This is a genomic window from Mycobacterium sp. (assembly GCF_036490025.1).
Taxonomy (GTDB): Bacteria; Actinomycetota; Actinomycetes; order Mycobacteriales; family Mycobacteriaceae; genus Mycobacterium.
Genome location: NZ_DASXEP010000012.1, coordinates 1 through 9,512, shown reverse-complemented (window position 1 = coordinate 9,512; position 9,512 = coordinate 1). Strand labels below are relative to the sequence as shown.

General features: G+C 65.3%; 13 protein-coding genes and 1 pseudogene. 8 read left to right on the top strand and 6 right to left on the bottom strand.

Annotated elements, in window-relative coordinates:
• The 4 genes from VGG53_RS01310 to VGG53_RS01295 all read left to right on the top strand — a co-directional run.
• A partial coding sequence (locus tag VGG53_RS01310) for an acyl-CoA dehydrogenase family protein (protein WP_331516150.1) occupies positions 1-726 on the top strand: 726 nt, incomplete at its 5' end.
• A gap of 71 nt (positions 727-797) precedes the next feature.
• A complete protein-coding gene (locus tag VGG53_RS01305) occupies positions 798-1,349 on the top strand; it encodes a helix-turn-helix domain-containing protein (RefSeq protein WP_331516151.1) in 552 nt (183 codons plus the stop codon).
• Positions 1,349-2,188 carry an enoyl-CoA hydratase/isomerase family protein gene (locus tag VGG53_RS01300; protein ID WP_331516149.1) on the top strand — a complete coding sequence of 280 codons (840 nt, stop codon included), beginning with the start codon at positions 1,349-1,351 and terminating at the stop codon, positions 2,186-2,188. The genes VGG53_RS01305 and VGG53_RS01300 overlap by 1 nt, the downstream gene beginning before the upstream one ends.
• On the top strand, positions 2,185-2,937 hold the full coding sequence (locus tag VGG53_RS01295; RefSeq protein WP_331516148.1) for a class I SAM-dependent methyltransferase: 753 nt from the start codon (positions 2,185-2,187) through the stop codon (positions 2,935-2,937). Before VGG53_RS01300 ends, VGG53_RS01295 begins: the two co-directional genes overlap by 4 nt.
• Here the strand turns inward: VGG53_RS01295 and VGG53_RS01290 are convergent.
• Both VGG53_RS01290 and VGG53_RS01285 read right to left on the bottom strand, forming a co-directional pair.
• Positions 2,928-3,416, bottom strand: coding sequence for an aminoacyl-tRNA deacylase (locus VGG53_RS01290; protein ID WP_331516147.1), 489 nt, complete (start codon positions 3,414-3,416; stop codon positions 2,928-2,930). The genes VGG53_RS01295 and VGG53_RS01290 overlap by 10 nt on opposite strands.
• A 2-nt stretch (positions 3,417-3,418) precedes the next feature.
• Entirely contained in the window at positions 3,419-4,267 is an 849-nt protein-coding gene (locus VGG53_RS01285; protein ID WP_331516146.1) for an NAD(P)-dependent oxidoreductase, read from the bottom strand.
• A 278-nt stretch (positions 4,268-4,545) separates the two neighbouring features.
• Here VGG53_RS01285 and VGG53_RS01280 point away from each other — a divergent pair, with 278 nt between their 5' ends.
• Complete coding sequence (locus VGG53_RS01280; protein WP_414688849.1) at positions 4,546-5,223, top strand: sigma-70 family RNA polymerase sigma factor; 678 nt, start codon at positions 4,546-4,548, stop codon at positions 5,221-5,223.
• Positions 5,220-5,525, top strand: coding sequence for a mycothiol system anti-sigma-R factor (gene rsrA / locus VGG53_RS01275; RefSeq protein ID WP_331516144.1), 306 nt, complete (start codon positions 5,220-5,222; stop codon positions 5,523-5,525). The genes VGG53_RS01280 and rsrA overlap by 4 nt, the downstream gene beginning before the upstream one ends.
• 81 nt (positions 5,526-5,606) lie before the next feature.
• Here rsrA and VGG53_RS23950 read toward each other — a convergent pair whose 3' ends face one another.
• Both VGG53_RS23950 and VGG53_RS01270 read right to left on the bottom strand, forming a co-directional pair.
• The gene (locus tag VGG53_RS23950) at positions 5,607-5,681 is read right to left on the bottom strand and encodes a 50S ribosomal protein bL37 (protein WP_011728008.1); all 75 of its coding nucleotides are present in this window, start codon (positions 5,679-5,681) and stop codon (positions 5,607-5,609) included.
• A gap of 67 nt (positions 5,682-5,748) precedes the next feature.
• Positions 5,749-6,423 (bottom strand): hypothetical protein, encoded by a 675-nt coding sequence (locus tag VGG53_RS01270; protein ID WP_331516142.1) that lies wholly within the window; start codon positions 6,421-6,423, stop codon positions 5,749-5,751.
• 328 nt (positions 6,424-6,751) lie between these two features.
• Between VGG53_RS01270 and VGG53_RS01265 the strand changes: the two genes are divergently transcribed.
• Positions 6,752-6,967, top strand: a complete 216-nt coding sequence (locus VGG53_RS01265; RefSeq protein WP_163888703.1) for a biotin/lipoyl-binding carrier protein — start codon at positions 6,752-6,754, stop codon at positions 6,965-6,967.
• Positions 6,968-6,996: 29 nt separating this feature from the next.
• Positions 6,997-8,508, top strand: a complete 1,512-nt coding sequence (locus VGG53_RS01260) for a sensor histidine kinase (protein WP_331516141.1) — start codon at positions 6,997-6,999, stop codon at positions 8,506-8,508.
• A gap of 62 nt (positions 8,509-8,570) precedes the next feature.
• Here VGG53_RS01260 and whiB1 read toward each other — a convergent pair whose 3' ends face one another.
• Positions 8,571-8,825 (bottom strand): transcriptional regulator WhiB1, encoded by a 255-nt coding sequence (whiB1, locus tag VGG53_RS01255; protein ID WP_331516139.1) that lies wholly within the window; start codon positions 8,823-8,825, stop codon positions 8,571-8,573.
• A 259-nt stretch (positions 8,826-9,084) separates the two neighbouring features.
• Positions 9,085-9,512: pseudogene (locus VGG53_RS01250) on the bottom strand (diacylglycerol kinase family lipid kinase); the annotation flags it as partial.

The following is a 9,512-nucleotide window of genomic DNA, read 5'->3' as shown; positions in this document are numbered from 1 at the left end:
ACCGCGGAGCGGCAAGGCGACGAATGGGTGCTCAACGGCCGCAAGCGCTGGCCCGGCAACGCCGTCTGGTGCGAATACATCGTCATATACGCCCGCGACACCGCCGACAACCAAGTCAAGGCGTTCGTCGTGGAGAAGGACAACCCTGGCTACGCGGCGACCAAGATCGGCGGCAAGATGTCGCTGCGGATGGTTCAGAACGCGGACATCACCCTCACCGACTGCCGCGTGTCCGAAGACGCCCGACTGCAGAACTGCAACAGCTTCAAAGATGTGGGCAAGGTGCTTGCGGGTACCCGCAATTCCGTCGCCTGGGCGTCTGCCGGACACGCAGTCGCGGCCTATGACATCGCACTGGACTACGCCCTGCGGCGAAAGCAATTCGGTAGGCCAATCGCCAGGACCCAGGTCATCCAGTCGATGCTGGTGGAGATGCTCGGCGATCTCACCTCGATGCAGCTTTACGCCATCCGAATGGCCCGGCTCATCGATGAGGGCAAGGTCGAAGAAACCATGGCAGCGCTCGCCAAGTATCACTGCACTGTCAAGGGCCGCAACGTGTGTCGACTGGCCCGCGACGTATTAGGCGGCAACGGTGTCTTGCTCGACTTCCATGTCATGCGCCACCTGTGCGATATGGAAGCTCTGGTCACCTACGAAGGAACTGCGGAAATCCAGTCCCTCATCGTCGGCCGGCACATCACCGGACAGAGCGCGTTCGCCTGACCCAGGCCGACGGAGGATTCCTCGGTAGCAGTAGAGTATTTATCGTGGCTTCCGATGCGCGGAACCGTTTGATGCAGACGGCCCGCCGCCGGTTCGCGGCCGGTGGCGCCATCGCGGCGACGCTGGATGAGATCCGGCGCGACGCCGACGTCAGCGTCGGGGCGCTCTATCACCACTTCGCTGACAAACCCGCCTTGGCGGCTGCCGTCTACGCCCAGGTGATGAGCGAGTACCAGGCGAGTTTTGTGGCGATGTTGCGCCGACACGACACCGCGGAAGGCGGGATTCGCGGTGGCGTCGCGCATCATGTGCGCTGGGTGGCCGCCAACCGCAGCGAGGCGGCGTTGATGCTGGGGGACCGGCTGGACAGCACGGAGCTGCGCGAGGCCAACCGGGCATTTTTCGCCACGGTCCGGGACTGGTGGCGGCCGCACCACAGCTACGGGATCCTGCGCCCGATGCAGGCGGGCGTCACCGCCGCGTTGTGGTTCGGCCCGGCGCAGGAATTCAGCCGGTACTGGATCGCCGGCGATGAACCCCGAATGCCACGCGGGGTGATCAAGACTTTCGCCGACGCCGCGTGGATGGCGTTGCGCGCCAACGATATCGAGGAGGATGGGTGATGACCGCAGCAGAATCGTTGTACACCAGGATGGTCGCCGAGGGCGACGATCCCGAGGCGCCGCGCCGAGTTCGGGTCGAGTATCGCGGCGATCGGGCAGTGGTGACCCTCGACGAACCCGACCGGCTCAACGTCCTTTCGGCGCCGTTGGTTCGGCAATTACGTTGCGTGCTGGAAGCTCTCGTTGCCGATAACGACATTCGCAGCGTGGTGCTCACCGGCACCGATCCGGGTTTCAGCGCGGGGGGCGACTTGAAAATGATGCGTGCGGCCACCGAACAGCTGAACCAACCGGAGGGTGTCGCCGACGTCTGGCGTTGGATTCGCCGCGAGTTCGGCGGTATTGCCCGCCTCATCGCCGGGGCGGACACGATTTTCGTCGCCGCGATCAACGGTGCGGCGGCCGGCGTCGGGCTGGCCTGGGCGCTGACCTGTGACCTCGCCATTGCCAGCGAGCGCGCCGTGATCGTGCCCGCGTTCGGTCGCCTCGGTTTGATTCCCGAGGTCGGGACGAGCTGGGCGCTGACTCGCCGGCTGGGCTACCAGGGGGCGCTCGCCTATTACCTGCGCGGCGAGCACATCGATGCTCACACTGCGCAACGGCTGGGGCTTGTGCAGCAGGTCGTGGCTCACGACAGCCTGCTGACCGCGGCCGACGAGTGGTGCTCACGGGTGGCAGCGATGCCGGCGCACGCGGTCGCGATGACCAAGCCACTGCTGCGCGCCAGCGCCGACGCCGGCTGGCACGAGGCGCTGACCATGGAGGAATTCGCCGAGCCGATCTGCTTCACCACTGCCGCGTTCGCCGACAGCGTGCACACCATGCTGGCCGGACATTGATTCGATACGACCGGGCCGGACGTACGTATTCGGCGACGCGCCAAGCGGATCCACGCATCGGCACGCTTGTCGACGGGGCGCTGCGGGGTATGGCGGCGGTCGCCAACATCGGTGCCGGGACCGGTTCCTACGAACCGTCGAACACCGTCGTCGCCGTCGAACCCAGCACGGTCATGATCAGGCAACGCAGCGACGGCGCCGCGCCGGTAGTGCGCGCTGTAGCCGAACATTTACCGTTATCCGCAAACGCCGTCGATGCCGCGCTCGCGGTCCTGACCGTTCACCACTGGTCCGATGTCGACGCCGGCATCGCCGAGATGATCCGCGTCGCCCGGCGGCGCATCGTCATCCTCACGTGGGATCACAACGTCTTTCGTCAATTCTGGCTACTGCGCGAATATCTGCCCGCCGCCGCGGAGATGGATCTGCGTCTGGCCGTGCCAGTGACCAAATTGCTGTCGCTGCTGGGCGATGCGTCGGTGCAGACGGTCCCGATTCCTTACGACTGCGCGGATGGATTCGGCGGCGCGTACTGGCGGCGTCCACACGCCTACCTCAACGCAGAAGTCCGTGCCGGCATCTCGATGTTCGCACTGATGACTGAACGTCAACTGCGAGAAGGGTTGTCGCGGCTAGACGCCGATCTCGCCACGGGTGGGTGGGCAGATCGCCACAGCGATCTCATCGACAAGCCGCAACTCGATCTCGGGTATCGGCTTATCGTCTCGGATCTTTCTGCTCAGGCCTGAATCTTCGCGGTTGCCGCGCCGGTGAGCCGGACCAGATCTGCAGGGGCCACCGCGACATCCCAGCCGCGCCGGCCCGCGCTGACGTACATCCGCTCCCAGCCCAGCGCGCCCGAGTCGACGACGGTCGGCAACCGCGTGCGCTGCCCGAACGGCGAGACCGCGCCCAGCACATAGCCGGTCGCCCGCTCGGCGGCGCGCTGGTCGGCCATCGCCGCGTTGCCGGCGCCCAGCGCGGAGGCGGCGGCCTTGAGCGACAGCCGTGCCAGTGCCGGCAGGATCGCGACGGCGAGCCCGTCGGGCACCGCGATGATCAGCGTCTTGTAGATCTGCCCGGGGGCGATCGCGCCGTCGGTGGTCAGCGCCTGTACGGCCTCGCCGCCGAACGAACGTTCGCGCGGGTCGTGATCGAACTTAACCACCTCGTGCGGCACACCCGCGTCGAGCAACACCGCGAGCCCCGGAGTTGCCGCCCCGGCCACGACTAGCCCTGCTTGTACCCCGGCGGGTTGACCCCGTCCACCCAGAAGTCGACGCCGAGTGTGCCGCCGGGCACACAGTTGTAGACCGACAGATCCTTGACACCGGACTCCAACAGCACGTCCTCGCAGAGCAGCGTGTTGCCGGTGAATTCACGGGAGGACTTGTTGAGGATCACGTAGGCCGCATCGGAATAGATGTCCGGCTTGCGCGCCCGGCCCATCGCCTCCTCGCCGCCGAGCAGGTTCTGCACCGCGGCGGTGGCCACCAGCGTGCGTGGCCACAGCGTGTTCGAGGCAATGCCGTCCTCGCGCAGTTCCTCGGCGATGCCCAGTGCGCACAGCGTCATGCCGAACTTGGCCATCATGTACGCGGTCGGCTTCAGCCATTCTTTCCCGAGCAGAACCGGCGGAGAGAGGGTCAGGATGTGTGGGTTCTCCCGGCCCTTCAGATGCGGGATACACGCCTGTGACACCGCATACGTGCCACGCACCTGAATGCCGTTCATCAGGTCGAACCGCTTCATCGGTACCTCGGTGATCGAGCCCAGGTTGATCGCCGACGCGTTGTTCACGCAGATGTCGATGCCGCCGAACTGCTCGACGGTCTTGGCCACCGCGGCCTCGACCGAATCGGGGTCGCGCACGTCGCCGACGATCGGCAGCGCCTGGCCGCCGGCCTCCTCGAGCTCTTTGGCAGCGGTGAACACCGTGCCCGGCAGCTTCGGGTGCGGTTCGGCGGTCTTGGCAATCAGCGCGATGTTGGCGCCGTCCTGGGCGGCCCGCTTGGCGATGGCCAGGCCGATTCCGCGGCTGGCACCCGAAATGAACATGGTCTTGGCTTTCAGCGACATGAGCGTCACAGTAACGCTGCTCACAATCGCCTTGAATCGGCGGCCCGGTCGTCTCGCCGCGGCTTCGGCCGCCCGACCGGAAATAGCGGGGTGATCGCCGCTGTTGAGTGATGCGAAGCAGACAGTGTCAGTCGCAGCCTTTAGATTGGGGAAGGGGAGTCCGAGTGTCAACAGCGATAAGCCTCATCGGCGAAGAGCAGTTGGCCGGGTGCCAGACGGGTCCGGTGTTGATGGACCGGTTCACCGGCATCGCGACAGAAGGGACTGCGTTACTCAACATGGCTGACATCGATAGCGCGACCGAGTCGGAGATCGCGGCCGCCGCTGTTGTCTCCGACGGTTCGAGGCGTAGCCGCTCGAATGAGACCGATGCGGAGCTGACGGCGCGCTTCGAGCGGGACGCGATTCCACTGCTCGATCAGCTGTACGGCGGCGCACTGCGGATGACCCGCAATCCGGCCGACGCCGAGGATTTGCTGCAGGAAACCATGGTGAAGGCCTACGCCGGCTTCCGGTCGTTCAAAGAGGGCACCAACCTCAAAGCGTGGCTGTACCGCATCCTGACCAACACCTACATCAACAGCTACCGCAAGAAGCAGCGCCAACCCGCGCAATATCCGACTGAGGAGATCACCGACTGGCAGTTGGCGGCCAGCGCCGAACATTCCTCGACTGGCTTGCGGTCCGCTGAGGTCGAGGCCCTCGAGGCGCTGCCGGACACGGAAATCAAAGAGGCGCTGCAGGCGCTGCCTGAGGAGTTTCGGATGGCGGTCTACTACGCCGACGTCGAAGGTTTTCCTTACAAGGAGATCGCCGAGATCATGGACACTCCGATCGGGACGGTGATGTCACGACTGCACCGCGGCAGGCGCCAGTTGCGGGAATTGCTGACCGACGTGGCCAAGGAGCGGGGTTTCATCCGTGGTGACCAGGCACCCGAGGAGGTGTCGTCATGACCGACTTCTCGTCGACGCCCGACCCAGGCTCCTCGCCCGATGCGCAACCGCAGACCAAGGCCGATTGCGCCGAGGTGATGGCCGAGGTCTGGAGCTTGCTCGACGGTGAGTGCACCGCCGAAAAACAGCAGAAGCTGAGGCAGCATCTCGAGGATTGCCCGCCCTGCTTCCAGCTCTACGGGCTGGAGGAACGGATCAAGGGATTGATCTCCACGAAGTGCCGGGGCGAACGGGCTCCGGACCGTCTGCGGGCGCGGTTGCGACTGGAGATCAGCCGGACCACGATCATTCGCGGCGGGTAGCGCCGGCGGCACAGTAATCAGAAACGAAGACGCGGGCCGCCTGTCGGACGGTCCGCGTCTTCGTTCGTATGCAGCGGTTGATTAAGCGTTTGGCCGCTTGCCGTGATTGGCCTTGCTGTGCTTGCGGTCGCGCTTTTTCCGGCCACGCTTGGCCATGACTGATCCTCCTCGCAGTTCTGCTTGCCGACCAGTCTTTCATGCCGCCGGTGGTCTAAGCCAACGGCTACACCACCGGGACGTGGACCAGCGTGCCGCCGCTCGTACTCGCCGACGCGACCGGGCCGGGCTGGCCTGCCAGCGGGGCCTGCGCCAGTGAGCCGGGGGCCCCGGGCGCAGGGATGCCGGGGTAACCGCTCAGCCCAGGGGTCTGGCCTGGGAATTGCTGGCCGGGGAGGCCGCCGGGATACCCGGGGGTCTGGCCGGGGAGCCCGCCGGGATAACCCGGCGTCTGGCCCGGTAGCCCGCCCGGGTAGCCGCCGAGTCCGGGGGTCTGACCCGGAATACCACCCGGAAGCCCACCGGGAAGCCCGCCTGGCAGTCCGCCAGGAAGCCCGCCTGGCAGTCCGCCAGGAAGCCCGCCGGGCAGGCCGCCTGGCAGTCCGCCGGCTCCACCGAGCGCGCCGGTGGCGGGCATCAACAGGTCCCCGGCACCCGGGATGACGTTGTTCATCAGCCCGCTCAGCGAGCCGAACAGCGAGTTAGCGATGTTCACCGCGCTGCCCGCACCCGGCATGCCGGGAATCGGGTCATCGGCTGCGAACGGTTGCTGGGGAGCAGCCGCCGCGACACCGGCGCCAAGCCCGATCGTGGCGATTGCTGCCAGCGCCACCCCGATACCAGTTGCCGCCCGGGTGAGCGGTCTGCGAGTTGTCGAATGCGCAAACGTGTTGTCGGACAAAGGAATACTCCTCAAATTTGGCTGATTCACTCCATGAGCTTCAGGCACTCCAATCACTTTGGACACTCTGCTTGCCAAATGTCACAATCCGAACACGACACGATCACGGAACAAGCTCTATAGATACGCTTAGTAATCTTGGAGTTTGCTTACCGATACCTCGGCGACACCAATCGTGACCTTTTAGCTGCACAAATCGGCCGCTGACGGCCGCCGTCGACGCCGGCACGACCGTCGCACCGCTCACTCCTCGCGCCTGGGTAAATCGCTTGTGGTTCGATGAAGCAACGCAATTGCGTGAACCGGCTGGCTGACGAACGGGGTGATGATGGCCGAGGACGTCCGGGCAGAGATCGTGGCCAGCGTGCTCGAAGTCGTGGTCCACGAGGGCGACCAGATCGGCGAGGGCGACACCCTGGTGCTGCTGGAATCCATGAAGATGGAGATCCCGGTCCTGGCCGAAGTCGCCGGCACGATCAGCAAAGTCAGCGTATCGGTGGGAGACGTCATCCAAGCCGGCGATCTCATCGCCGTGATCAGCTAGCCTTCTGGGCTTGATGGCGGGAGTCGCCGATGTCCACCCTCGGTGACCTGCTTGCCGAGCACACCGTTCTGCCGGGCAGCGCCGTCGATCACCTCCATGCCGTGGTGGGTGAGTGGCAGCTGCTCGCCGATCTGTCGTTTGCCGACTACTTGATGTGGGTTCGCCGAGACGACGGTTCGCTGGTATGCGTCGCGCAATGCCGGCCGAACACCGCGCCCACCGTCCTGTTGCGCGACGCGGTGGGAACCGTCGTCACCGTCGAGCGCATGCCGCTGATTGCCGCGGCGTTCGAGTCCGGTGCCATTCGCTGGGAACGTGATGCGGGCCAACAGTATTCGTGGCAGCAAACCGGCGTGAACATCGAAGCGGTGCCAGTGCGATACGGCGACTCGGTGGTTGCGGTGCTGACGCATCAGACCGCCGTCGTCGACAGCCCGAAGTCCAGCCCACTGGAGACCGCTTATCTCGACTGCGCCGCGGACCTCGTCCACATGCTCTCGGAGGGCACCTTTCCCAACGTGGGGGATATGGCGATGTCGCGCTCGAGCCCGAGGGTGGGTGACGGGTTCATCCGGCTCAACGTCGGCGGTGACGTCTCCTACGCCAGCCCCAACGCGCTATCGGCCTACCACCGGATGGGCTTGAGCTCAGAGTTGGAAGGGCAAAACCTGATCGAGCTGACCCGTCCGTTGATTTCCGACCCTTTCGAGGCCCAAGAGCTCGCCGACCATGTGCGCGATTCGCTGAGCGGCGGAGCCAGCATGCGCATCGAGGTCGACGCCGGCGGTGCCGCGGTGCTGTTGCGGACGTTGCCGCTGGTGGTCGACGGCTCGGCGGCCGGCGCCGCGGTGCTGGTCCGCGACGTCACCGAAGTCAAGCGCCGCGACCGCGCGCTGATGTCCAAGGATGCGACCATCCGGGAAATCCATCACCGGGTGAAGAACAACCTCCAGACCGTCGCCGCGCTGTTGCGTCTGCAGGCCCGCCGGACGACCAACGCCGAGGGCCGTGAGGCGCTGATCGAATCGGTGCGACGGGTGTCCTCGATCGCGTTGGTACACGACGCGCTGTCGATGTCGGTCGACGAAGAGGTCAACCTCGACGAGGTGATCGACCGCATCCTGCCGATCATGAACGACGTGGCGACGGTGGATACGCCGATCCGGATCAATCGGGCGGGCATGCTCGGCGTGCTGGACTCCGATCGGGCGACCGCGTTGATCATGGTGATCACCGAGATCGTCCAAAACGCCATTGAGCATGCGTTTGAGCCGGCAGCCTGCGAATCCATCACCGGTAGCTCGGTGACAATTCGCGCGGAACGTTCGGCCCGCTGGCTCGACGTGGTCGTCCACGACAACGGCCGCGGCCTGCCCGAGGGCTTCAGCGTTGAGAAGTCCGACCGGCTGGGCCTGCAGATCGTGCGGACGCTGGTGTCCGCGGAACTGGACGGTTCGCTGGTCATGCAGGACGCCGCCGAAGGTGGCACCGACGTGGTGTTACGAGTACCGATCGGTCGCCGCACGCGCGCTGTGCACTAAGGCTCCACACAACGGTGCGGCCCCGACAGTTCGTCGGGGCCGCACCGTTGAAGCCGGCTGGGTCAGACTCCGGTGCGGGCCTTCGTCCGAGCATTGCGACGCTTCAGTGCCCGCCGCTCGTCTTCGCTCATCCCACCCCAGACGCCAGAGTCCTGCCCGGTGTTGAGCGCCCACGACAGGCACTCGGTGGTCACCGGGCAGCGGTTACAGACCAGTTTCGCGTCGGCGATCTGCGCGAGAGCCGGTCCGCTGTTCCCGACAGGGAAGAACAGCTCCGGGTCCTCGTCTCGACAGACCGCGTTGTGGCGCCAATCCATAGGTCGTTACTCCTTACTGTGTGCGCAGCAATGCGCACGAATGATTGTCTTCGGCTGTTAACGCAGGCACAACAAATGTTTCCGTACCGTTGCATGCGATTGTTCGATCGTTTCACAGGCTCAACAGATGTCAATAGCGGCTCGTTGGTCCGTGGGCTATCTCACTTCAGAGATCTGTTACCAAATCACTTAATCGTTTGTACTACACTGCCTCCCAGCCTGACCAGTGGTTTTGCCCACATCTCAGGATCTTCGCAGGTCAGACAGCCCTTTTCGCGGGCGGAGCGACCACATCCAGAGCGTCGGGAACCGACCGAAATGTCATGCCCTCGCGCAGGCCGAGGTAGTCGCCGTCGATTTGGCTCGCCATGGGCGGATCGGCGCACGTGACCCGGACGCAGTCCGCGTTGTCGTCGCGAACGACCTGCTCACCCGCGATTTTGGGCTCCTTGGCGAACATCTGTGCGACCAGTTTGAGGCTCGGCACGACCTTCAGTCGGGTGACGCCGAAGACGCCCATCCCGGATTCGAAACGGGTGGTCGGGTTGGTGCACATGGGTCGGGCGTCGGCGTAGGTCCACGGACTGGAGTTGGAGACGAAGACGAAGTACGTGCCGGTCACCGGCTCACGGCCGGGCACCTCCACGGTCAGCCGCGGCGGCTTGCGGGAGTAGGCGAGCGTGGCCC

Bases quoted from the DNA above. Each gene is read 5' to 3' on its own strand.
- whiB1 (WP_331516139.1), bottom strand. From the start codon at position 8,825: ATGGATTGGCGCCACAACGCGGTCTGTCGAGACGAGGACCCGGAGCTG.
- VGG53_RS01300 (WP_331516149.1), top strand. From the start codon at position 1,349: ATGACCGCAGCAGAATCGTTGTACACCAGGATGGTCGCCGAGGGCGAC.
- VGG53_RS01285 (WP_331516146.1), bottom strand. From the start codon at position 4,267: ATGTCGCTGAAAGCCAAGACCATGTTCATTTCGGGTGCCAGCCGCGGA.
- VGG53_RS01260 (WP_331516141.1), top strand. From the start codon at position 6,997: ATGTCCACCCTCGGTGACCTGCTTGCCGAGCACACCGTTCTGCCGGGC.
- VGG53_RS01280 (WP_414688849.1), top strand. From the start codon at position 4,546: ATGGCTGACATCGATAGCGCGACCGAGTCGGAGATCGCGGCCGCCGCT.
- VGG53_RS01265 (WP_163888703.1), top strand. From the start codon at position 6,752: ATGGCCGAGGACGTCCGGGCAGAGATCGTGGCCAGCGTGCTCGAAGTC.
- VGG53_RS01305 (WP_331516151.1), top strand. From the start codon at position 798: ATGCAGACGGCCCGCCGCCGGTTCGCGGCCGGTGGCGCCATCGCGGCG.
- rsrA (WP_331516144.1), top strand. From the start codon at position 5,220: ATGACCGACTTCTCGTCGACGCCCGACCCAGGCTCCTCGCCCGATGCG.